The sequence below is a fragment of the Aestuariivirga sp. genome, assembly GCF_037139295.1.
Taxonomy (GTDB): domain Bacteria; phylum Pseudomonadota; class Alphaproteobacteria; order Rhizobiales; family Aestuariivirgaceae; genus Aestuariivirga.
Window position 1 is genome coordinate 1 of record NZ_JBAXGR010000063.1, and the last position, 22,344, is coordinate 22,344.

General features: G+C 63.4%; 22 protein-coding genes. 17 read left to right on the forward strand and 5 right to left on the reverse strand.

The genetic code is table 11. The features are described from left to right. The 16 genes from WCJ41_RS14800 to WCJ41_RS14875 all read left to right on the forward strand — a co-directional run. The coding region (locus WCJ41_RS14800; protein ID WP_336906623.1) for an NADH-quinone oxidoreductase subunit H at positions 1-134 on the forward strand (134 nt) is incomplete at its 5' end. Then, entirely contained in the window at positions 131-364 is a 234-nt protein-coding gene (locus WCJ41_RS14805; protein ID WP_336906603.1) for a hypothetical protein, read from the forward strand. The genes WCJ41_RS14800 and WCJ41_RS14805, both read left to right, overlap by 4 nt. A 7-nt stretch (positions 365-371) precedes the next feature. Beyond that, positions 372-860 carry an NADH-quinone oxidoreductase subunit NuoI gene (gene nuoI / locus WCJ41_RS14810; protein WP_336906604.1) on the forward strand — a complete coding sequence of 163 codons (489 nt, stop codon included), beginning with the start codon at positions 372-374 and terminating at the stop codon, positions 858-860. A gap of 8 nt (positions 861-868) precedes the next feature. After that, a complete protein-coding gene (locus tag WCJ41_RS14815) occupies positions 869-1,477 on the forward strand; it encodes an NADH-quinone oxidoreductase subunit J (RefSeq protein ID WP_336906605.1) in 609 nt (202 codons plus the stop codon). Positions 1,478-1,480: 3 nt separating this feature from the next. Then, a complete protein-coding gene (gene nuoK / locus WCJ41_RS14820; RefSeq protein WP_336906606.1) occupies positions 1,481-1,789 on the forward strand; it encodes an NADH-quinone oxidoreductase subunit NuoK in 309 nt (102 codons plus the stop codon). Positions 1,790-1,800: 11 nt separating this feature from the next. Next, positions 1,801-3,849, forward strand: a complete 2,049-nt coding sequence (nuoL, locus tag WCJ41_RS14825) for an NADH-quinone oxidoreductase subunit L (protein ID WP_336906607.1) — start codon at positions 1,801-1,803, stop codon at positions 3,847-3,849. Then, positions 3,846-5,360 carry an NADH-quinone oxidoreductase subunit M gene (locus tag WCJ41_RS14830; protein ID WP_336906624.1) on the forward strand — a complete coding sequence of 505 codons (1,515 nt, stop codon included), beginning with the start codon at positions 3,846-3,848 and terminating at the stop codon, positions 5,358-5,360. Before nuoL ends, WCJ41_RS14830 begins: the two co-directional genes overlap by 4 nt. Before the next feature lie 13 nt (positions 5,361-5,373). Continuing rightward, complete coding sequence (nuoN, locus tag WCJ41_RS14835) at positions 5,374-6,819, forward strand: NADH-quinone oxidoreductase subunit NuoN (protein WP_336906608.1); 1,446 nt, start codon at positions 5,374-5,376, stop codon at positions 6,817-6,819. Further along, positions 6,816-7,568 carry a biotin--[acetyl-CoA-carboxylase] ligase gene (locus tag WCJ41_RS14840; RefSeq protein ID WP_336906609.1) on the forward strand — a complete coding sequence of 251 codons (753 nt, stop codon included), beginning with the start codon at positions 6,816-6,818 and terminating at the stop codon, positions 7,566-7,568. Before nuoN ends, WCJ41_RS14840 begins: the two co-directional genes overlap by 4 nt. After that, on the forward strand, positions 7,565-9,232 hold the full coding sequence (locus tag WCJ41_RS14845; protein WP_336906610.1) for a ribonuclease J: 1,668 nt from the start codon (positions 7,565-7,567) through the stop codon (positions 9,230-9,232). The genes WCJ41_RS14840 and WCJ41_RS14845 overlap by 4 nt, the downstream gene beginning before the upstream one ends. A gap of 264 nt (positions 9,233-9,496) precedes the next feature. After that, positions 9,497-11,740, forward strand: coding sequence for a DNA topoisomerase IV subunit A (gene parC / locus WCJ41_RS14850; RefSeq protein ID WP_336906611.1), 2,244 nt, complete (start codon positions 9,497-9,499; stop codon positions 11,738-11,740). 322 nt (positions 11,741-12,062) lie between these two features. After that, positions 12,063-12,692: a TetR/AcrR family transcriptional regulator gene (locus tag WCJ41_RS14855; RefSeq protein WP_336906612.1), complete on the forward strand. Its 630-nt coding sequence runs from the start codon at positions 12,063-12,065 to the stop codon at positions 12,690-12,692. Then, entirely contained in the window at positions 12,689-13,663 is a 975-nt protein-coding gene (locus WCJ41_RS14860) for an HlyD family efflux transporter periplasmic adaptor subunit (RefSeq protein ID WP_336906613.1), read from the forward strand. The genes WCJ41_RS14855 and WCJ41_RS14860 overlap by 4 nt, the downstream gene beginning before the upstream one ends. Beyond that, complete coding sequence (locus tag WCJ41_RS14865) at positions 13,660-14,586, forward strand: ABC transporter ATP-binding protein (RefSeq protein ID WP_336906614.1); 927 nt, start codon at positions 13,660-13,662, stop codon at positions 14,584-14,586. The genes WCJ41_RS14860 and WCJ41_RS14865 overlap by 4 nt, the downstream gene beginning before the upstream one ends. Then, positions 14,583-15,713: an ABC transporter permease gene (locus tag WCJ41_RS14870; RefSeq protein ID WP_336906615.1), complete on the forward strand. Its 1,131-nt coding sequence runs from the start codon at positions 14,583-14,585 to the stop codon at positions 15,711-15,713. The genes WCJ41_RS14865 and WCJ41_RS14870 overlap by 4 nt, the downstream gene beginning before the upstream one ends. A 92-nt stretch (positions 15,714-15,805) precedes the next feature. Next, entirely contained in the window at positions 15,806-16,570 is a 765-nt protein-coding gene (locus tag WCJ41_RS14875) for a hypothetical protein (protein ID WP_336906616.1), read from the forward strand. On the opposite strand, the gene WCJ41_RS14880 is transcribed toward WCJ41_RS14875, so the two are convergent. The 3 genes from WCJ41_RS14880 to WCJ41_RS14890 form a co-directional block, all read right to left on the reverse strand. Further along, positions 16,533-17,303, reverse strand: a complete 771-nt coding sequence (locus WCJ41_RS14880) for a hypothetical protein (RefSeq protein WP_336906617.1) — start codon at positions 17,301-17,303, stop codon at positions 16,533-16,535. The genes WCJ41_RS14875 and WCJ41_RS14880 overlap by 38 nt on opposite strands. A 172-nt stretch (positions 17,304-17,475) precedes the next feature. Continuing rightward, positions 17,476-18,357 (reverse strand): DMT family transporter, encoded by an 882-nt coding sequence (locus WCJ41_RS14885; protein WP_336906618.1) that lies wholly within the window; start codon positions 18,355-18,357, stop codon positions 17,476-17,478. A 403-nt stretch (positions 18,358-18,760) separates the two neighbouring features. After that, the gene (locus WCJ41_RS14890) at positions 18,761-19,504 is read right to left on the reverse strand and encodes an arginyltransferase (protein ID WP_336906619.1); all 744 of its coding nucleotides are present in this window, start codon (positions 19,502-19,504) and stop codon (positions 18,761-18,763) included. A gap of 149 nt (positions 19,505-19,653) precedes the next feature. On the opposite strand from WCJ41_RS14890, the gene WCJ41_RS14895 reads away from it, so the two are divergent. After that, a complete protein-coding gene (locus WCJ41_RS14895) occupies positions 19,654-20,535 on the forward strand; it encodes an NAD(P)-dependent oxidoreductase (RefSeq protein ID WP_336906620.1) in 882 nt (293 codons plus the stop codon). 122 nt (positions 20,536-20,657) lie between these two features. On the opposite strand, the gene hemB is transcribed toward WCJ41_RS14895, so the two are convergent. Both hemB and WCJ41_RS14905 read right to left on the reverse strand, forming a co-directional pair. Continuing rightward, complete coding sequence (gene hemB, locus WCJ41_RS14900; RefSeq protein WP_336906621.1) at positions 20,658-21,668, reverse strand: porphobilinogen synthase; 1,011 nt, start codon at positions 21,666-21,668, stop codon at positions 20,658-20,660. 51 nt (positions 21,669-21,719) lie between these two features. Further along, positions 21,720-22,344: extensin family protein (locus tag WCJ41_RS14905; RefSeq protein WP_336906622.1), on the reverse strand; the 625-nt coding region annotated here is incomplete at its 5' end.

The following is a 22,344-nucleotide window of genomic DNA, read 5'->3' on the forward strand; positions in this document are numbered from 1 at the left end:
TGGTGAAGGCCTTCGTGCCGCGCTACCGCTATGACCAGCTGATGCGCCTGGGCTGGAAGGTGTTCCTGCCGATCTCGATCTTCTACGTGGTGCTGGTGGCCGCCGTGCTCGTCGGCTTCGGGTGGGCGCCATGATCGGGGCCGTCGTCGGCGCACTGGTCTTCGCCATCATCGGCCTTGCCGAGGTGGCGCTGGTCAGCCGGTCCATCTATCCCTCTCTGCGCTGGCGCTATGAGAAGGCGAAGATCACGCAGTCGCAGGGCGTCAGCCCCGCCACCATCATGGCGCTGGTCAAGTTCCAGAGCCTTGTCCTCCTGCCGGTGCTGGGCTTCCTGCTCGGCAGCCGCATGAAAATGTTCGGGTGAAACACGCATGAAACTCGCACAAGCTGCCCGCTCGCTGTTCCTGAAGGAGTTCCTCGACGCCACCGTGCTGTCGATGCGCTACTTCTTCGCGCCCAAGGCGACGATCAACTATCCCAACGAGAAAGGCGCCGTGTCGCCACGCTTCCGCGGCGAGCATGCGCTGCGCCGCTATCCGAGCGGTGAAGAGCGCTGCATCGCCTGCAAGCTGTGCGAAGCCGTCTGCCCGGCACTCGCCATCACCATCGAGGCCGGCCCCCGCCGCAATGATGGCACCAGGCGCACCACGCGCTATGACATCGACATGGTGAAGTGCATCTATTGCGGCTTCTGCCAGGAAGCCTGCCCGGTCGATGCCATCGTGCTCGGACCCAATTTCGAATTCGCCACCGAAACCCGCGAAGAGCTGCTCTATGATAAGGAGAAGCTCTTGGCCAACGGTGACCGCTGGGAACGCGAGATCGCGCGCAACATCGCGATCGACGCGCCCTACCGCTGAAGGAGCCCATGATGGTCGCCGCATTGTTCTTCTACCTCTTCTCGGCCATCGCGGTTGCCTCCGCGGTCATGGTCATCTCGGCGAGGAACCCGGTTCACTCGGTTCTCTTCCTCATCCTGTGCTTCTTCAACGCCGCCGGCCTCTTTGTGCTGCTGGGGGCGGAGTTCCTGGCGATGATCCTGGTCGTCGTCTATGTCGGCGCCGTCGCCGTGCTGTTCCTCTTCGTCGTCATGATGCTCGACGTCGACTTCGTGGAACTCCGGCAGGGCATGCTGAACTACCTGCCGATCGGCGGCGTGATCGGACTGATCGTGCTCGTTGAACTGGCGCTCGCGGTGGGCGGCTGGGTGATCAGCCCGGGAAGCCTCAAGTCGCGCGTGGCACCACTCCCTGAAGGTGTCACCAACACCGAGGCGCTGGGCCGCGTGCTCTACACCGACTTCTTCTTCTACTTCCAGGCGGCAGGTCTCGTGCTGCTGGTCGCCATGGTCGGCGCCATCGTGCTGACACTGCGCCACAAGGAAGGCGTCAAGCGCCAGAACATCTCCGTGCAGGTGGCCCGCACCCCGGCCACGGCCGTCGAGGTCATCAAGGTCAAGCCGGGGCAGGGGATCTGAACCATGGAAATCGGTCTCTCGCAGTATCTCACGGTCGCTGCCATCATCTTCACGGTTGGCATCTTCGGCATCTTCCTGAACCGCAAGAACGTCATCGTCATCCTGATGTCGGTGGAACTCATCCTGCTCTCGGTCAACATCAACCTCGTGGCCTTCTCGACATTCCTCGGCGATCTCGTCGGCCAGGTCTTCGCGCTGCTGGTGCTGACCGTGGCGGCGGGCGAAGCGGCCATCGGGCTTGCCATCCTCGTCACCTATTTCCGCAACCGCGGCACCATCGCGGTTGAAGACATCAATCTCATGAAGGGCTGACGGGAATAATCATGAACACCGTCCTTTCCGCCATCGTCTTCCTGCCGCTGATCGGCGCGCTGATTGCCGGTCTCTTCGGCACCAAGCTGTTCCGCGAGCTTGGCAAGGACTCCGAGGTCTATGGCGAACACCATGCCCATGCGCATGACGATCACCATGCTGCCCACGCCCATGACGACGACCACGGCCATCACGGCCACTCTGACGGCCCCAAGTGGCCGATGTACCTGACCACCGCACTGCTTTGCCTCTGCGCCGTGCTGTCCTGGTATGTCTTCGCCGGCTTCCTGCATGAGCCGCGCGTCGAGAAGATCGAAGTACTGCACTGGATCAACTCCGGGGCACTGTCGGCAAACTGGATGATCCGCGTCGACACGCTCACTGCCGTCATGCTGGTGGTGGTGAACACGGTGTCTGCCCTCGTTCACGTATACTCGCTCGGCTACATGAGCCATGACGAGTCGCAGCCGCGCTTCTTCGCCTATCTCTCGCTCTTCACCTTCGCCATGCTCATGCTGGTGACGGCCGACAACCTCGTCCAGATGTTCTTCGGCTGGGAAGGTGTCGGCCTCGCGTCCTACCTGCTCATCGGCTTCTGGTACCAGCGCGACAGCGCCTGCGCCGCCGCCATGAAGGCCTTCATCGTCAACCGCGTGGGCGACTTCGGCTTCGCGCTCGGCATCTTCGGCGTCTTCCTCGTCTTTCAGACCGTCGACTTCGACACGATCTTCGCCGCGGCACCCGCCATGGCCGGCAAGCCGATGCAGTTCCTCGCTTGGGCTCCTGATACGCTGACGGTCCTCTGCCTGCTCCTCTTCATGGGCGCCATGGGCAAGTCGGCTCAATTCCTGCTGCACACGTGGTTGCCGGACGCCATGGAAGGCCCGACGCCCGTCTCCGCCCTCATCCATGCCGCCACCATGGTGACGGCCGGCGTCTTCATGGTCGCCCGTCTGTCGCCGATGTTCGAACTCGCCCCGCACGCCAAGGAATTCGTCGTCGTCATCGGCGCCATCACCGCCTTCTTCGCGGCCTCGGTCGGCTTGGTGCAGAACGACATCAAGCGCGTCATCGCCTATTCGACCTGTTCGCAGCTCGGCTACATGTTCGTGGCGCTCGGCGTGGGTGCCTATGGCGCGGGCGTGTTCCACCTCTTCACGCATGCCTTCTTCAAGGCGCTTCTGTTCCTTTCGGCGGGCTCCGTCATCCACGCCGTCTCGGGCGAGCAGGACATGCGCAAGATGGGAGGCCTCGGCCCCTACATCAAGATCACCTTCGCCATGATGGTGATCGGCAACCTGGCGCTCACCGGCTTCCCCTATACCTCGGGCTTCTTCTCCAAGGATGCGATCATCGAGGCCGCCTATGTGGCAGGTTCGGGCTTCGCCTTCTGGGCGCTCATCATCGCCGCGATCTTCACCTCCTTCTACTCCTGGCGTCTCACCTTCATGACCTTCAACGGCAAGCCGCGCGCCAGCCATGAGGTGATGGAGCATGTGCACGAGAGCCCGATGGTGATGCTCATCCCGCTCTTCGTGCTGGCAGCGGGCGCGCTGTTCGCTGGCTTCGTGTTCAAGGACTATTTCATCGGCCACTACTTCAAGGAATTCTGGGGCACGTCGCTGGCGAATGGCCCGGTGATGGAAGAGATGGAACACGAGGGTGCGGTTCCGTCCCTCGTCAAGTGGTCGCCCTTCGTGGCCATGGTGCTGGGCTTCGTCGTCGCCTGGGTCTTCTATATCCGCGACACGTCGATCCCCAAGCGCCTCGCAGAGCAGCACCAGCCGCTCTACAAGTTCCTGCTCAACAAGTGGTACTTCGACGAGCTCTATGATTTCATCTTCGTGCGTCCCACCATGTGGCTCGGCCGCTTCCTGTGGAAGAAGGGCGACGGCTTCATCATCGACGGCTTCGGCCCCGATGGCGTGTCCTCCGTGGTCAATGACGTGACGCGCGGCGTCGTGCGGCTGCAGACCGGCTATCTCTATCACTATGCCTTCGCCATGATGATTGGTGTCGCCGCATTGACATCCTGGTTCCTGTTCGGGGGCGCACACTGATGAGCTGGCCCATTCTCTCGGTCATCACCTTCCTGCCGCTTCTCGGCGTTCTTTTCATCCTGATGGTGAGGGGTGAGGACGAGACGGCGCTGCGCAACGTGCGCTGGGGCGCCTTCTGGACCACGCTGTTCACCTTCCTGGTTTCGCTGCTGATCTGGACGGGCTTTGATTCCAACGCGGCGGGCTTCCAGTTCGTCGAGGAACACTCCTGGCTCGGCTCGACGGCCTCCTACAAGCTGGGCGTCGACGGCATCTCCATGCCCTTCGTGATCCTCACAACCTTCCTGATGCCGATCTGCATCCTCGCCTCGTGGCACGTCACGAAGCGGGTCAAGGAATACATGATCGCCTTCCTCGTGCTGGAAACGCTGATGATCGGCGTGTTCTGCTCGCTCGATATCGTGCTGTTCTACCTGTTCTTCGAGGCAGGCCTGATCCCGATGTTCCTGATCATCGGCATCTGGGGCGGCCCGCGCCGCGTCTACGCCAGCTTCAAGTTCTTCCTCTATACGCTGCTGGGCTCGGTGCTCATGCTGCTCGCCATCATCTACATGTACTGGACGAGCGGCACGACCGACATCACGCAGCTTCTGGCCCACCCCGGCTTTACGCCGGAGGCCCAGAAGTGGCTGTGGCTCGCCTTCTTCGCCTCCTTCGCGGTGAAGATGCCGATGTGGCCGGTGCACACCTGGCTTCCCGATGCCCACGTCGAGGCGCCGACCGCCGGTTCCGTGATCCTCGCGGCCATCCTCCTGAAGATGGGTGGTTACGGCTTCCTGCGCTTCTCTCTGCCCATGTTCCCGGATGCCTCGGTCTACTTCCAGGACTTCGTGTTCGTCCTCTCGGTCATCGCCATCATCTACACCTCGCTGGTGGCGCTGATGCAGGAGGACATGAAGAAGCTGATTGCCTATTCCTCCGTCGCCCACATGGGCTTCGTGACCATGGGCATCTTCGCGCTGAACCGCCAGGGCATCGACGGCGCCATGTTCCAGATGATCAGCCACGGCCTCGTGTCGGGAGCGCTCTTCCTCTGCGTTGGTGTCGTCTATGACCGCATGCACACGCGCGAGATCGCGGCCTATGGTGGGCTGGTCAACCGCATGCCGCTCTATGCCTGCATCTTCATGGTCTTCACCATGGCCAATGTGGGCCTGCCCGGAACGTCCGGCTTCATCGGTGAGTTCCTGTCGCTGATGGGCGCCTTCCATGCCAGCACATGGGTTGCCTTCTTCGCCACCACCGGCGTCATCCTGTCAGCCGCCTACGCATTGTGGCTCTATCGCCGCGTGGTGTTCGGCAAGCTGACGAAGCCCGCGCTGATGCACCTGCCCGACATGACGCCGCGCGAACTGGCAACGCTCCTGCCGCTGGTCGTGCTCACCATCTTCTTCGGCGTCTATCCGGCGCCGATCCTGAACCTCTTCGGCCCCTCGGTCGAAAGCATCATCAAGCCGTTGAACGAGGCCGCCGCCGCAGCACACCTGCTGGCGACTGCCGCGCTGCAGTAAGGACAATCGACCCATGTGGCTTCTCCAACAGGCCGATGCCGTAGCCGCCCTTCCGGAAATCGTGCTGGCGATCCTGACGCTGGCGCTGCTCATGCTCGGCGTCTTCCGCAAGTCGGATGCCTCCGACATGGTGACGCTGGGCGCGCTGATTGCCCTCGCCATCACGGCACTGCTGGTCATCTTCGCGCCAGACCACCAGGCGCTGGCCTTCCACGGCGCGCTGATGGTTGATACCTTCGCCAGGGTCATGAAGGTGCTGGCGCTGTTCGGCTCCGCCGCCGCACTCGTCCTGTCGGTCAGCTTCATGAAGCGCGACGGCTCGCAGCGCTTCGAGTATCCCATCCTCATCCTGCTCGCCACCATCGGCATGATGCTGATGATCTCGGCCAATAATTTGATCGCCCTCTACATGGGCCTCGAGCTCCAGTCGCTCTCGCTCTATGTGCTCGCCGCCATCAACCGTGACTCGGCCAGGGCGTCCGAAGCCGGCCTCAAGTATTTCGTGCTGGGTGCGCTGTCCTCGGGCATGCTGCTCTACGGCGCCTCGCTGGTCTATGGCTTCACCGGCACCACCGAGTTCCCCGGCATCGCCGCTTACCTCACCAGCAATGGCGCCACGCTGGGCGCGGTCTTCGGTCTCGTCTTCGTGATCGCCGGCCTCGCCTTCAAGATTTCCGCCGTGCCTTTCCACATGTGGACGCCGGATGTCTATGAGGGCGCGCCTACGCCCGTGACCGCCTTCTTCGCGGCGGCCCCCAAGGTTGCCGCCATGGCGCTGTTTACCCGCACCATGATGGACGCCTTCGGCGCCATCCAGCCCGCCTGGGGCCAGATCATCATCTTCCTGTCGATTGCCTCCATGGCGCTCGGCGCCTTCGCGGCCATCGGCCAGACCAACATCAAGCGCCTGCTGGCCTATTCCTCCATCGCCAACATGGGCTATGCGCTGGTGGGCCTCGCGGCCGGCACGCAGGAGGGCGTCCAGGGCGTCGTCGTCTACATGATCATCTACATGATCATGACGCTCGGCTCCTTTGCCTGCATCCTTTCCATGCGCCGCAAGGGCTACATGGTGGAAGAGATCAGCGATCTCGCGGGCCTGTCGCGCAACAACAAGGGCCTGGCCTTTGTCTTCGCCATGCTGATGTTCTCGATGGCGGGCATTCCGCCGCTCGCTGGCTTCTTCGCCAAGTACTTCGTGTTCCTCGCGGCGGTGAAGGCTGGTCTTTACGCGCTCGCGGTGATCGGCGTCGTCACCTCCGTGGTGGGTGCCTATTACTACCTCCGTGTGGTGAAGATCATGTACTTCGACGAGCCGAAGGAGGCCTTCGAGCCGATGGATGGTGAGGTGAAGCTCATCGCCTATGCCTCGGGCGCCTTCACGCTGCTCTTCGTCCTCCCGTGGATCGCCAGCCCCGTCATCGCGGTGGCAGCGGCGGCGGCCAAGTCCTTCTATTGATACTGGCCACGGGACATCCGGTCCGCCACTTCGACCGGATCGATTCCACCAATATCGAGGCCCGCAGGCTTGCCCAGGACGGCGAGCGCGGGCCTCTCTGGCTTGTGGCGGATGAGCAGACGCTGGGCCGCGGCCGCCTCGGGCGAAGCTGGGTGAGCGAGCCAGGCAATCTCTATGCCACCTTCCTGTTTTTCATCACCGAAGGCCCTCACGCAGCGGCACAGGTGAGCTTCGTGGCCGCGCTGGCGGTACATGATACGGTCATGGCACTGCGGCCTGAACTGAGCCCCCGCATCAAGTGGCCGAATGACGTCCTTGTCGCCGGTGCCAAGTTCTGCGGCGTGCTGCCGGAGGTGGTGGGCGAGAACCCCACCCGCATCGCCATCGGCTGCGGCGTCAACATCGCCCACGCACCGGAGGGAACGCCCTATCCCGTCACGGCGCTGGGTGCTGGCCTTGCCGTCGCCAGCGTGCTGGCGGAACTCGACGCCAGCCTCACCCGCCGCCTCGCGCAGTGGGACGAGGGCAGGGGCTTCGCCGCCACCCGCGCCGACTGGGCGTCTCGCGCGCTTGGCCTCGGCGGCAACGTCACGGCGACCACCGGAGCCAGGCAACTCATCGGAACCTTCAGGGAGCTGGCCGCCGATGGCGCGCTGGTGCTCGCGGCAGAAGACGGATCACTCACCCCCATTCACTCCGGCGAAGTCTCCTTCGCCGAACTCGAAGACTTAAGGCGGAAACACGCATGAACGCGCGGCGCAGAGCCCAACTCCCCAGTGAACTGGTCTTCCTGCCGCTTGGCGGCACCGGCGAGATCGGCATGAACTGCTATGTCTATGGCGCAGGTCCCGCGGATGACCGGCACTGGCTGATGGTCGACCTCGGCGTCAAATTCGGCGAGGAGTCGGACCCCGGCATCGACGTGGTGCTGCCCGACGTCGGCTTCATCACCGCCGAGAGGTCGCGCCTCCATGGCCTTGTGCTCACCCATGCGCATGAGGATCACCTCGGCGCGGTTGCCTGGCTCTGGCCCCAGCTCCAGTGCCCCGTCTACTGCACGCCCTTTGCTGCGCAGATCCTGGCGCTGAAGCTGAAGGAAGCTGGCCTCGACGAGCAGGTGCCGGTGAAGGTCATGCCGGTCGGTTCCAGGTTCAAGCTCGGCCCCTTCGGCCTCGAAATGGTCTCCGTCACCCATTCGATCCCGGAACCCACCGCGCTGCTGATCGAGACGGATCAGGGCAGGGTGCTGCACTCGGGCGACTGGAAGATCGACCGCACCCCGGTGCTGGGCCAGGGCATGGACGAAAAGCGCCTGCGCGAGATCGGTGCGAAGGGCGTGGACGTGCTGGTCTGCGATTCCACCAACGTGCTGCGCGAAGGCCATTCGCCCTCTGAGAAGGACGTGGCCGAACGCATCACCGAGATCGTCAAGCAGGCCACGGGCCGCGTCGCCATCACCACCTTCGCTTCGCACCTGGACCGCATCGCCACGGCGATCCGCGCGGCGCGCGCCACGGGCCGCGAGGTGGTCATCGCCGGCCGCGCCATGCGCAACACCATCGAGGCCGCACGCCTCTGCGGCATGCTGAACGATGCCGGTCGCCTGCTCGACCAGGAAGAATTCGGCTACCTGCCGCCCGACAAGGTGATGCTGCTGTGCACCGGCAGCCAGGGCGAGGCGCGCGCGGCCATCGCCCGCATCGCCGAGGACGAGCACCCGCACATCTCGCTCGATCCGGGCGACCTCGTGATCTTCTCGTCCAAGACCATTCCGGGCAACGAGAAGGAAGTGAGCCGCGTTCTTAACAACCTCGCGCGCCTCGACATCGACATGGTGACGGGCGACGACGACCTCGTGCATTCCTCCGGTCATCCGCGCCAGGGCGAACTCGCAACGCTCTATGACTGGGTGAAGCCGAAGGCGCTGATCCCCATGCATGGCGAGCCGCGCCATTTGCGCGCCCACAAGCTGTTCGCCGAGTCGAAGGGCATTCGTGACGTGCTGATCCCGCAGGACGGCGCCATCATCAGGCTCGCTCCCGGCCCGCTGGCGGACATCGACGAGGCACCCTGCGGGCGGCTTCACGTCGACGGCCGCCTCATCGTTCCCGCCGAGGATGGTCCGGCCAAGCAGCGCCGCAAGCTCTCCCACGTTGGCATCATTTTCGTTTCGGTGGTGATCGACGCCAAGGCGGAGCTCGCCGCCGACATCGAACTTATCACCGACGGCATTCCCGCCGGCCTCGATGGCGATCTGATGGATGCGGCAGAGCGCGCCTTTGGCTCCACGCCCAAGCCCCGCCGCAAGGACGTGAACCAGCTGGCCGAAACCATCCGCACCGCCGTGCGCCGCGCGGCGGACCTGACATGGGGCAAGAAGCCCATCGTGAAGGTCTCGGTCGCAAGGGTGTGAGCCTTACGTCTTCTCCCGCTTCTTCAGCGGGAGAAGAAGGGACCCGTTGCGGAATGCAACGGGGAGATGAGGGAAAGTTGCGTGGCGCAGTCAGTGTCCACTTCCCCTCTCCTCCCCCAACTTCGTTGGGGCCCGTTCCTCTCCCGCTCTGCGGGAGAGGACATTGAGAACATCGTTCACTTTCCGTTCGCCATCGCCGCCGCTGTGGGCTAAACAGCGGCCGCGCCCAATTCCCGTTTCTGAAAATGCTATAAGCCCCGAATCATGAGCAAGCACGTTCCCCCGCCCGAAGGCCCGAAGGACATCCAGAAGATCGACCTGAAGGAAGCGCTGGAAGAGCGCTATCTCGCTTATGCGCTGTCCACCATCATGCACCGCGCGCTGCCCGACGTGCGCGACGGCCTGAAGCCGGTTCACCGCCGCCTGCTGCACGTGATGCAGATCCTGCGGCTTGATCCCAACACGGCCTTCAAGAAATCCGCCAAGATCGTCGGCGACGTGATGGGTGGCTATCACCCGCATGGCGACCAGTCGATCTATGACGCGCTGGTGCGCTTGGCCCAGGACTTCTCGTCGCGCTATCCACTGGTCGACGGGCAGGGCAACTTCGGCAACATCGATGGCGATTCCGCCGCCGCCTACCGCTACACCGAAGCCCGCATGACGGAGGTGGCGAAGCTCCTCCTTGAAGGCCTCGACGAAGACACGGTCGACTTCCGCCCCAACTATGATGGCTCCGTGCAGGAGCCCGTGGTGCTGCCGGGCGCCTTCCCCAATCTGCTGGCCAACGGATCAACCGGCATCGCGGTGGGCATGGCGACCTCCATCCCGCCGCACAATGCGGCCGAGCTTTGTGACGCGGCACTTCACCTCATCAAGACGCCCAACGCCACGGACGAGAAGATCGCCACGCTGGTGCAGGGGCCTGACTTCCCCACGGGGGGCATCATCATCGATGATCGCGCTTCGATCCTCGAAGCCTACCGGACCGGCCGCGGCGGCTTCCGCGTGCGTGCCCGCTGGAGCGTTGAGGAACTGCCGCGCGGCATGTGGCAGATCGTCGTCACCGAGATTCCGTATCTCGTGCAGAAGAGTCGGCTGATCGAGAAGATCGCCGAGCTCCTGACCGCCAAGAAGCTGCCGCTGCTCAACGACGTGCGCGATGAATCCGCCGAGGACGTGCGCGTCGTGCTGGAGCCGAAGAACCGAACGGTGGACCCGACGCTGATGATGGAGCAGATGTTCCGCAACACGGAACTCGAAGCCCGCATCCCGCTCAACATGAACGTGCTGAGCCACGGCAAGGTGCCGAAGGTGATGAGCCTCCGGCAGGTGCTGCGCGAGTGGCTGGACCACCGCAAGGACGTGCTGGTCCGCCGTTCCAACTTCCGCCTGGGCGAAATCGCCCGCCGCCTCGAGATCCTCGAAGGATATCTCGTCGCCTATCTCAACCTCGACGAGGTAATCCGCATCATCCGCGAGGAGGATGAGCCGAAGCCCGCGCTGATGGCGCGCTTCAAGCTCACAGATAATCAGGCCGAGGCCATCCTCAACATGCGGCTGCGCGCGCTTCGCAAGCTGGAGGAAATGGAAATCCGTGGCGAGCACCAGAAGCTCACCAAGGAACAGAAGGCGCTGAACGCGCTGCTGAAGTCGGATGAAGAGCAGTGGGCCACGATCTCGGAAGAGATCAAGGCGGTGAAGGAGAAATTCTCCAAGAAGACGCCGCTCGGTCGCCGTCGCACCGATTTTTCGGAAGCCCCCGAGATCGACCTCGAACTCGAGCAGTCGATGATCGAGAAGGAGCCCGTCACGGTGGTCTGCTCCGAGAAGGGCTGGATCCGCACCATGAAGGGCCACATGGAGGACGTCTCCGGCCTTACCTACAAGGACGGCGACAAGGGGGAGTTCACCTTCCACGCCATGTCCACCGACAAGGTGATGCTGTTCTCCTCCTCCGGCAAGTTCTTCACGCTCGAGGTTGGCAAGCTGCCGGGCGGCCGCGGCCATGGCGAACCGGTGCGCCTGATGTGCGATCTCGATGCGGCGGACTCGATCGTCTCGCTCTTCGTGCATGTGCCGGGAACCAGGCGCCTTCTGGCCTCCACCGAGGGCGACGGCTTCATCGTTCCGGAAGACGATTGCGTGGCCAACACCCGCAAGGGCAAGCAGGTGCTGAACGTCAAGGCGCCGGTCGAGGCCTGCGTCTGCGTCGTGGTGCCGGAGGATGCCACCCACATCGCCACCATTGGCGAGAATCGCAAGATGATCATCTTCAAGCTGGCCGAAGTGCCGGAGATGGCGCGCGGCAAGGGCGTGCGCCTGCAGAAGTTCAAGGATGGTGGCCTGAGTGATGCCCGTGCCTTCAAGCTCAAGGAAGGCCTCACCTGGACCGATAGTTCGGGCCGCAACTTCGTGGTCACCGATCTCAAGGAATGGGTCGGCGAACGCGCCCAGGCCGGCCGCCTGCCGCCGAAGGGCTTTCCGTCGCGGAACAAGTTCGGCTGAGGCGGGGGCGGGATCCCCCATCAGTTTCCACACATTGTTCATCATCGCCGGGCGTGACCCGGCGATCCTATTTGGCGCCGCGCAAAAGATGCCCGGGACAAGTCCGGGCATGATGAAGCGGGGGGAAGGGCAATGCGGCGCCTGAAGCCCTTTAAATGGCCGAGGAGTGGCACTCTAGGGTGACAGCTACAGGGGTAGTGAGGTGCTACCGGAATCCCAAAATCAATCGTTACGAACTTCATTTCAGCGGTTCTGATGCCGGGTGGCAGCAAATCCAGGTCGGGTTCTTGACTCCTTTGCAGCCAAACACTAGATATCGATTATGACTAACCGGTCAGTAACAATCGGAAAACCTCGCCGCCCCGAGGAACGGCCTGCGGAAATCCTCGCCGCGGCGCTCGAACTCTTTGCCGAGAAAGGTTTTTCCGCCACCCGGATGGACGACGTCGCGGCCCGGGCAGGGCTCAGCAAGGCGGGGGTCTATCTCTATTTCAAGGACAAGACGGCGCTGCTGAAGGCGCTGGTGACCGAGATGGCGGGGGCAAACATCTCCGTCGCCAAGGGCATCGTGGAGGCCCACCAGGGGCCGGTGTCGCCGCTGATTGCCACCATTCTTGCCTTCCTCGGGGGCCAAGTCCGCCACACGCGTTTCCCCGAACTCGTCAAGATCGTGATCTCCGAGAGCAGGGCTCATCCTGAGGTGGGCCAGCTCTATCTCGAAAGCGTGGTCGGGCAGGGCCTGCCGCTGTTCGAGGGGCTGATCCGCCGCGGCATCGCTTCGGGCGAGTTCCGCGACATCGACGCCGCCTTCGCCGCCAAGGCGATGATCGGCCCGATGCTGCTCGCCGTGATCTGGAAGACGGTGCTCGAACCCATCGGCGCCGAGACGCTGGACATCGAGGCTTACGCGGCACAGCACGCCGACATTTTTCTGAAGGGCATCCAATCGTGAAACGGCTCATCCTTCCCATCATCATCGTGGCGCTGGCCGTCACCGCCTTCATGTTCCGCGAGCGCTGGCTGCCGCAGCCGCCTGGACAGTTCAATTACCTCGGCTATGTCGAAGGCGAGACGACGCTGGTGGGTGCGCCGCAGGCGGGCCGCCTCGTCAGCGTCGACGTGGTGAAGGGACACGAGGTGAAGCGGGGCACCGTGTTGTTCGCACTCGATCCGGCACAGCTCACGTCCGAAGTGGCGCGCGCCGAAGCGGCGGTGACCACCGCCAAGGCCACGCGTGACAATCTCCTCACCGGCAAGCGCAAGCAGGAGATTGACGTCATCCATGCCCAGATCGCGCAGGCGGAAGCAGGCCTCGGCCTTGCGCAGAAGGAGCTGACGCGCGCGACCACGCTGACAAGTTCCGGCACGGCGGCCCAGTCCCGCCTCGACCAGGCGCAGGAGCAGGTAAACCTCTATGAGCAGCGTCTGATCGAGCTGAAGGCCTCGGAGCAGGTGGCGAGCCTTCCCGCCCGTGGCCCCGAAATCGATGCCGCAACATCGCGCGTCTCGGAAGCCGAAGCGCAGCTGGCGCTGGCCAAGGCGAAGCTCTCCGACCTCTCGCCCGTTGCTCCTGCCGATGCCAAGGTGGAGGACGTGTTCTTCAAGGCAGGCGAATGGGTGGCCGCCGGGCAGCCCGTCGTTTCACTGCTGAAACCATCCGACGTCACGCTGCGCTTCTTCGTGCCGGAAACGGTGCTGGCGCAGGCGCAGCCAGGCCGCACCATCCAGTTCCGGTGCGACGGCTGCGATGGCTTCAAGACGGCCGTCATCAGCCATGTCGCGAACCAGCCGGAATACACGCCGCCCGTCATCTATTCCGAAGCGGCGCGCGCCAAGCTCGTCTATCTCGTGGAGGCCAGGCCCGATGCGACGGACGCGCAGCTGCGGCCCGGCCTTCCCATCGAGGTGGAGCCGCTGCAATGACCACGCCTGCCATTGACGTGAAGGGACTGGTGAAGCGCTATGGCACGCGCACCGTCGTCGATCACGTCGACTTGCGCATCATGCCAGGACGCATCTGCGGCTTCCTCGGCCCCAATGGCTCGGGCAAGACGACGACGCTGCGCATGATCTGTGGCTTGCTGACGCCTGATGGCGGCGACGGCACCTGCCTCGGCCACGACATCATCACCGAGCGTGACGCGGTGAAGGCGCAGGCGGGCTACATGACCCAGCGCTTCGGCCTCTATGAGGACCTGACGATCCGCCAGAACCTCGAGTTCGTCGGTCGCATCTACCGGCTCAAGAACCTGCGCGAGGTGGTGGACCGCTCGCTCGAGAGGTTGGGCCTCGCGACGCGCCAGCATCAGCTGACGGGTGCGCTCTCCGGCGGCTGGAAGCAGCGCCTGGCGCTTGCGGCCTGCGTGCTCCACGAACCGAAGCTGCTGCTGCTCGATGAGCCGACCGCTGGTGTCGACCCCAAGGCCCGCCGTGCCTTCTGGGACGAGATCCACGCGCTTGCCGCGCAGGGCATTACCGTTCTGGTCTCGACGCACTACATGGACGAGGCCGAACGCTGCCACGAGATCGCCTACATCGCCTATGGCAAGCTGATGGCGCGCGGCACGGCAGACGAAATCATCAAGGCCTCGGGCCTTTCCGCACTCGTCGCCATCGGCCCGGGGGCGGACCGCCTGGCACCTGAGCTTCGTGATATTCCGGGCGTTACTGCTGCCGCGGCCTTCGGCACCACGCTGCATGTCTGCGGACCGGACCGCGAGGCGCTGTGGCGCGCCGTTGCAGCGTTCCGCGATCGCGGAATCATCTGGGAGGATGCGCAGCCGACGCTGGAGGATGTGTTCATCCACCTCATGGGGCAGGCGACAGACAACATGGAGGCCGCGTGATCAATTTCTTCGCACGCCTCTGGGCCATGTTCATCAAGGAGGCGCTGCAGCTGCGGCGCGACAGGCTTACCTTTGCGATGATGTTCATCGTGCCCATCGTGCAGCTGGTGCTGTTCGGCTTTGCGATCAACGCCGACCCCAAGGGACTGCCCACGGCGGTGCTCGTCTCCGAGCATTCGGAGCTCTCGCGCAGCCTCGTCGCTGCGATCGGCAACACTGGCTATTTCACGATCACGAAGGAAGCGGCCACGGAAGCCGAGGCCGATGCCCTGCTGCAGCGCGGCGACGTGCAGTTCGTCATCACCATCCCTGCCGATCTCACCAGGAAGCTCATTCGCGGTGAAAACCCGCAGATCGCGGTCGAGGCCGACGCCACGGACCCGGCGACGACGGGCCCCGCCATGAACGCCGTGACGCAGGCCGTGAACCAGACGCTGGCGCGCGATTTGAAGGGTCCACTTGCTTCACAGCGCCCGAAGGATGCCCCCGTCGAGATCTTGCTGCACAAGCGCTACAACCCCGAAGGCATCACGCGCTATAACATCGTGCCGGGCCTGCTCGGCGTCATCCTCACCATGACAATGGTCATGATGACGGCCCTCGCGGTGACGCGCGAGCGTGAGCGCGGCACGATGGAGAACCTGCTCGCCATGCCGGTGAAACCCATCGAGGTCATGATCGGCAAGATCGCGCCCTATGTCCTGATCGGTGCGGTGCAGGTGGCGGTGATCGTCATCATGGCGAGGCTTCTGTTCGGTGTTCCCTTCGTCGGCTCGTTCGGGCTGTTCGCGGTGGCGACACTGCTGTTCATCACCATCAACCTCGCCATTGGTTTTGCCTTCTCGACGCTGGCGCAGAACCAGTTGCAGGCGATGCAGATGTCGTTCTTCTTCATGCTGCCGTCGATCCTGCTGTCGGGCTTCGCCTTCCCGTTCCGCGGCATGCCGGACTGGGCGCAGGCGATCGGAGAATGCATTCCAGCGACGCATTTCCTGCGGATCGTGCGTGGGCTGATGCTCAAGGGCGCCACGGCGGCACAGATGTCGGAGGAGCTTGCGGTGCTGGCGCTGATGCTGGTCGTCGTCGTCGCTGTTGCGATCAGTCGCTACCGGGTGACCCTCGACTAGCCGCGCAAGCGCTTGCTCTCGCTAAGGTTGAATTAAGCTCCGTCGCGGTATCATCCGCCTTCCAGATTGGGAAGGGGGGCCGGGACAGAGCCATGGCAACGTGCATTCACTGGGTGTTGGATGGTCGCATTGCGCCACTGCCCGCAGGAGCGGACAGCTTGTCTCCCATGGAGGAGCGGGACCTGCTGCAGCGAACTGGCTTCGTGAAGATCACCGAGGGCGAACAGGGCGTCACCATTCGCTGGAGCATGTTCTCGCGCAACTGGGCCTCGCTGTTCTTTGCCGCCGAGTGGCTGCAGGGCGCCTTCGGACCCTATCATCTCCAGTATTATTCAGCGGGCTGGTTCAACGAGCGCCACGAACAGCCATGGACCGCCGCCGACCGCATCCATCACCTCATTCACAAGAGCGATGTCCACCTCTCGCAGACCGTCTACATCCACAAGGCCGAGGAGTGGCGCCGCGACGTGCCGCCGGTGCTGCTGAAGGCTCTGCGTGACAATGCGGCAAGCGAAGATGTGTCGATCGACTGTGCTTATGATCCTTCATCGCAGCGCTACCGCGTGGCGCGTGTCGGGCCGCAGTCGACCATTGCCAAGCTGTGGGGATTGAACCCGGTGTCCTATCCCTGCCTGATCGGCCATTCCTATGATGAGGCGGTGAGCCGCGCCTATCCGCAGGTGACGCGTTCGGGCGAGCCCCATTACGACCACATCTATGCGGCCATGGCCTCGGCGCGGGGCGATGTGGTGTGGGTGCCTTACCAGCGCGTCGTGCTGCCGCTCATCCAGGGCCGCAGCCGCAAGGGCGTGCGCGTCGTCACTGAGCTTGCAGAGGTTGATATTTCGCCTCTGTAGGCGAGGTCGCGGAGAGTTCGGCGATCGAGAACTCGAGGTGGCGGCGCAGCGCGACGCCGATCCACTCGGCCTGCTCGGCGCCATCGGGTTCCCATTCCCATGTCAGGAAGCTCTGCTCGAGGTGGCCATAGCCCATGCGCACCATGTGGCCGCGGGTTGCCATCGACTGGCCGGTAAGTGCCCAGATCGCCTCCGGCTGCCACTTCACCATGGCCAGCAACATGCCGATGCGCGGGAAGACGGGGAATCCCACCTTGCAGTGTTTGTCGATCCACAACTCGCCATGATAGACGATCCGTCCACGGATCAAGTGCGACAGCGAATGCTCCGGCGGCATGACGGCGCGCGGCACGATCATTTCGCGGCGGCGGGCGTAAAGGCCCATCATCCAGCCCAGCACCCATTCAGCGAGGTTCGGGTCGGCATCATCGAGCCGGAAGGCCTGCAGGCCCACCGTGTTGCCATCCCTGTCGATCAGCGACATCCAGAAGCCGCGCTCCGAGAGGCTGCGGCAGGCTTGCGGGTCGAACATGGGGGAGACTTCGGAATTGCGAAGGCGTCGGCGCTCACGGGCTAGGCCGGCAAAATCGGTCGAGATGTTGAAGCTGAGGCCCTGTTCCGCGCCAGCTTGAATCAGCGTGGAAATCGCCATCACGGTGCGCAACGGATCTGCGAGACCGGTTTCGGCACTGAGGGGCTGCACGCCCTGTAGGCCTACATTCAACGCATACATACAACTCACCTCGACACTTCAAGACAAAGGATCCTGGAACCCAGGATTGGCTGCTTGGGACAGCCTTGCAGGTCAAGCTGGTTGAATGATCGACCAAAGTCGACGCTGCGTCAACTCAATTATATGGTAGATCTTCTATCGCAATTCTAAACGATTGCAGGTGACCCGGAAATTATTTGCCCTCAGCGGGCACGGGCACCACTTTGCGCAGCGAAACCGCCAGTCGCCACCAGCTATGCGCGAGCAATGTCACGATCAGCAGCAGTCCGCCGAGCAGGACGCGGGGCGTGGGCACCTCGGCGAACAGCATCCACGTCCAGATCGGGGTCAGGATCGTTTCCATCATGAAGAACATGCTGACATCTGCCGAGGGCAAGAGCCGGGGCCCGCGGGCCAGAAGCACGGTGGCCAGCGGCATGACGATGAGGCCATTGAGGCCAAGCCATAAAAGCGTGGGCAGGCCAAAGGCCCCGGTGCCAAGCAATGTGGAGGGCACGATGGTGAAGAAGGTGAGGGCGATGATCGAGGACGCGAGGCTGCCCAGTGCCAGGCTGGTGGCCACCTTGCTGCCGGTGGCGCGAATGATGGTGAGGATGGTGGCGGAGCAGAAGGCGGAGGTCATGGCCAGCGCATCGCCAACCCAGTGGCCGCTGTCGATGCCCTGAGACGTGATGAGGGCGGCGCCACACAGCGCGAGAATGGTGGCGCTCCAGGTATAGGCATGCACCTTCTCGCCCAGCACGAGATGCGACAGCGAAGCCGCGATGACGGGCGTGAGTGCGATCAGGAACACCACATTGGCGGCGGGCGCATGCACCACCGCGCCGATGTAGGAAATGTTGCCAATGGTGCTGGTGATGGCGACGGCAATGCCGGCGGCGCCCGCGAGGAAGGGCGCGCGGTCGCCCAACATGCGGGCCACCAGCCAACCGCAGGATAGGGTGGCAAACAGCAGCAATCCGCGCACAAAGACCATCGTCCACTGATCCGCCATCGAAAGGCGGAGCAAGGGCAGGTCGAAAGTGAACAGCAGACCACCGCAGGCCGTCAACAATAAGGCAGCGCCAATATGGCGGTTCGATGGCGAGGAATCAAAAGGCATTAAGGCACACAGCTAGACGCAACACTCAGCTCTACACAAGCCCAATTCTTCCCCAAGGTCAACACACTCGCGGTGGTCATGGATTGCGACATCGTGCAGCGTCGGTCGGTCATTGGAAGGCTCTTTCTCCTCATCGGAGGAAGCGGGTCTTGCGAACCTGCCCGACGGGTTCAGAACCCGCGGAAAGACTGCAAACCATGCCCCCTGCACTGCCAAGGCATCATGCCACAGGCTCGTTGAAACTACGTAACAGAAACGGCAGCAGGCTTAACGTCGGGCCGCCGTACAATGCCTTGGGTTGAAGTACTGTCTAAAAATTGAAATATAGAATTTGTTTACCATTTGCAACAGTCGTTCAGGCCTCGTTGGTGCGATGCAACGTCCAGCCGTCGGCTGTCAAGCGCTCCTGCGGCAGGAAGCGCGACTTGTAGTCCATCTTGCGCGAACCGCGCACCCAGTAGCCAAGATACAGATAGGGCAGGCCGAGGCGTCGCACGCGTGCGATGTTGTCGAGGATCATCAAGGTGCCGAGGCTGCGTGCCGCCTCTTCGGGATCATAGAAACTGTAGATCATCGAAATGCCGTCGCCGAGAATATCGATCAGCACTGCGCCGACCAGGCGGCCCGCCGGGTCGATCACGTCCTTGACGCGGTATTCGACCAAGCGGCTGTCGACGAAGTTGTCATCGACCATAGCGGAGAAGTCGAGCACCGTCATTTCGGCCATTCCGCCGTCGCTGTGGCGGCTGTCGATGTAGCCGCGGAACAGCGAGTAATGCTCGGAACTCGCCTGGCTTTTCACCACCGTGGGCTCGACATCGGCATTGAGTTTCTGCGTCCGGCGGAAGCCGCGCGTCATCTCGAAGGTGTTGACCGGCACGCGCACCGAAACGCAGGCGGCGCAACCATCGCAGGCAGGCCGATAAGCAATGTTCTGACTTCGCCGGAATCCGCCCTGGCTCAGCTGCGTGTTGAGGCTGCGCGCGTCATGGCCCACGAGGTGTGTGAAGACCTTCCTCTCAACCCGTCCTGCAAGATAGGGGCAGGGCGAGGGGGCGGTAATGAAGAACTGCGGAAAGTTCCGCCGCTCGATGCTCACGTCAGCCTGCTCCGGTAAAAACTGTCAATCATCTATATCCATATAATGCCACGCGCACCATGCCTTGCAAGGCTCACGCTGGGCTGGCGCGTTGATTCTCCACCGGTGATGGCTTAACGAAGCGGGCTGCAGTCAGGGAGAAGTGACAAATGCGCGTTGCGTGGATCGGTCTTGGCGTCATGGGCTATCCGATGGCGGGGCATCTCGTCACACGTGGCGGGTTGCCGGTGACGGTTTACAACCGGACCGCGTCGAAAGCTGCTAAGTGGTCCGAGGCGTTCAAGGGCCCGGTCGCGCCGACACCGGCCGCAGCCGCCAGGGATGCCGATTTCGTCTTCGCCTGCGTCGGCAACGACGATGACCTCCGCCAGGTGACGACCGGCCCGGATGGCTGCTTCCACACCATGAAGAAGGGTGCGGTGTTCATCGATCACACGACGGCCTCCGCCCTCGTGGCGCGCGAGCTTCATGCGGTGGCCAAGGAAAAGGGCCTCGGCTTCGTCGATGCGCCGGTCTCGGGCGGGCAGGCGGGCGCCGAGAATGGCGTGCTCACCGTGATGTGTGGCGGCGACCCGGAAGATTACGCAAAGGCTGAACCGCTGATCACGCATTTCTCGCGCATGCGCAAGCTGCTTGGGCCCGCCGGTTCGGGCCAGCTCGCCAAGATGGTCAACCAGATCGCCATCGCCGGTCTCGTGCAGGGCCTGGCGGAAGCCGTCAACTTCGGCATGCGCGCGGGCCTGCCGATGGAAGACGTGATCGAGGTGATCTCCAAGGGTGCTGCGGGTTCGTGGCAGATGGAGAACCGCCACAAGACGATGATCGCCGGCAAGTTCGACTTCGGCTTCGCCGCCGACTGGATGCGCAAGGACTTGGGGATCTGCTTTGACGAATCGCGCCGCAACGGCGCGCCGCTTCCCGTCACCGCCCTTGTCGACCAGTTCTATGCCGAAGTGCAGAAGCTCGGCGGCGGAAGGTGGGACACATCGAGCCTCATCGCCAGGTTCCAGAACCTGGACAAGAAGAAGTAGCCCTGCTTTCCCAGGAGTTCATCATGCCCGGGCTCGACCCGGGCATCTTCTTTGCGTCCATCATAAGCGTGATCGCCGTGTCATGCCCGGCGATGATGATTGTTTACCAGCCAGTGTGAACGTCAGCCCTTCAATCCCTTCGCCACTTCGACGGCGAAATAGGTGAGAATGCCATCCGCTCCCGCGCGCTTGAAGCTCATCAATGCTTCAGGGATCACCTTCTTGGGGTCGAGCCAGCCATTGTTGCAGGCGGCCATGATCATCGCATACTCGCCCGACACCTGATAGGCGAATGTGGGCACCATGAAGGTCTCCTTCACGCGGCGCACGATGTCGAGATAGGGCATGCCGGGCTTTACCATCACCATGTCCGCGCCTTCGGCAATGTCGAGCGCCACCTCGCGGATCGCCTCGTCGGTGTTGGCGGGGTCCATCTGGTAGGTGCGCTTGTCGCCCTTCAGCGTGCCCGATGAGCCCACCGCATCTCGGAACGGGCCATAGAAGCCGCTCGCATATTTGGCGCTGTAGGCCATGATCTGCACATGCTCGTGGCCTTGTGTTTCGAGCGCTGCGCGGATGCGGCCGATGCGGCCGTCCATCATGTCGGATGGTGCGATGATGTCGCAGCCCGACTCCGCCTGCACCAGCGTCTGCTTCACCAGTGCTTCGAGCGTTTCGTCATTGAGGATGTGATCGCCCTCCATCAGCCCGTCATGGCCGTGGCTCGTGTAGGGGTCGAGTGCGACGTCGCACATGATGCCGATCTCAGGCACCGCCTTGCGGATGGCGCGCACCGCCTGGCACACGATGTTGTCGGCGTTGAAGGCCTCGCGCGCATCCTCCGTGCGGCGTTCGCGCGGGGTGTTGGGAAACAGTGCGATGGCGGGAATGCCGAGGTCGGCTGCTTCCTTCACCTTGTCGATGATCAGGTCCACCGAATAGCGGGTAACGCCCGGCATGGAGGCAACGGCTTCGGTGCGGTTCTTTCCCTCGATTACGAAGACCGGCCAGATCAGGTCATGGGCGGTGAGCGTGTTTTCGCGCACCAGCGCGCGCGACCAGGCGGTGCGGCGGTTGCGGCGCATGCGAAGGGCGGGGAAGGCGGAGGAGGCGGCGTGCGGGCGATGTGTCATCCCCGATCATTAACAAGAGGAAACCCACGCGCGCAACCAGCGACCCATGCCCTACTGGCAGATGCGGTAATCACCCTTGCGCTGCAGCACGTCCACATGGAAGTGGTCGCCATGGTAGGGGTCGGAGCCGGGGCCGAGAACGGTGGTGAAATGGGTGCAGGCGGCCTTGCGGATATCCTCGAGGAAGGAGCCGCCCTTCGACAGGCCGATGGCGCCCAGCAGTCCGTCGCCCCAGTTGTCCTTTCCGCCCACCGTCACGCCTTCCGTCTTGGCGAAGGTGAAGCCGGACATGTCCAGCGCATTGGCCTTGCTGTGCTCCGACATCTTGCCGGAGGAACCGTTGTTGCGCCGGCGGCAGGCATAGGACGTGGCGGTGCGGATTTCCGTCACCTCGGTGCCCAGGCGCTTCCTTGCTGCGGGTTGCACATCCTCGGTCACCCAGGCGGCAAGTGCTGCTGCCATGGCGCAGGTCTCGGTCGCCGGGGGTTTCAGCTTCACCCCCGCCACGGCGCTGATCTCGATGGGGGCGGGGGCACCGCAGCCACCCTCTTCACCAGTGGGATCGACGGGCGTGTAGGTGAGGTCGAGGCCGGCGAGCAGCGCCTTGCACTGTGCCCTTTCGGCAGCAACCTGCTCCGCTGGCCAGCCGCCCTTGCCGTTCGGCAGGGCCTCGGGC

Coding starts and splice junctions, on each gene's coding strand:
- WCJ41_RS14805 (WP_336906603.1), top strand. CDS start 131: ATGATCGGGGCCGTCGTCGGCGCACTGGTCTTCGCCATCATCGGCCTT.
- nuoI (WP_336906604.1), top strand. CDS start 372: ATGAAACTCGCACAAGCTGCCCGCTCGCTGTTCCTGAAGGAGTTCCTC.
- WCJ41_RS14815 (WP_336906605.1), top strand. CDS start 869: ATGATGGTCGCCGCATTGTTCTTCTACCTCTTCTCGGCCATCGCGGTT.
- nuoK (WP_336906606.1), top strand. CDS start 1,481: ATGGAAATCGGTCTCTCGCAGTATCTCACGGTCGCTGCCATCATCTTC.
- nuoL (WP_336906607.1), top strand. CDS start 1,801: ATGAACACCGTCCTTTCCGCCATCGTCTTCCTGCCGCTGATCGGCGCG.
- nuoN (WP_336906608.1), top strand. CDS start 5,374: ATGTGGCTTCTCCAACAGGCCGATGCCGTAGCCGCCCTTCCGGAAATC.
- WCJ41_RS14845 (WP_336906610.1), top strand. CDS start 7,565: ATGAACGCGCGGCGCAGAGCCCAACTCCCCAGTGAACTGGTCTTCCTG.
- parC (WP_336906611.1), top strand. CDS start 9,497: ATGAGCAAGCACGTTCCCCCGCCCGAAGGCCCGAAGGACATCCAGAAG.
- WCJ41_RS14855 (WP_336906612.1), top strand. CDS start 12,063: ATGACTAACCGGTCAGTAACAATCGGAAAACCTCGCCGCCCCGAGGAA.
- WCJ41_RS14865 (WP_336906614.1), top strand. CDS start 13,660: ATGACCACGCCTGCCATTGACGTGAAGGGACTGGTGAAGCGCTATGGC.
- WCJ41_RS14875 (WP_336906616.1), top strand. CDS start 15,806: ATGGCAACGTGCATTCACTGGGTGTTGGATGGTCGCATTGCGCCACTG.
- WCJ41_RS14880 (WP_336906617.1), bottom strand. CDS start 17,303: ATGTATGCGTTGAATGTAGGCCTACAGGGCGTGCAGCCCCTCAGTGCC.
- WCJ41_RS14895 (WP_336906620.1), top strand. CDS start 19,654: ATGCGCGTTGCGTGGATCGGTCTTGGCGTCATGGGCTATCCGATGGCG.
- hemB (WP_336906621.1), bottom strand. CDS start 21,668: ATGACACATCGCCCGCACGCCGCCTCCTCCGCCTTCCCCGCCCTTCGC.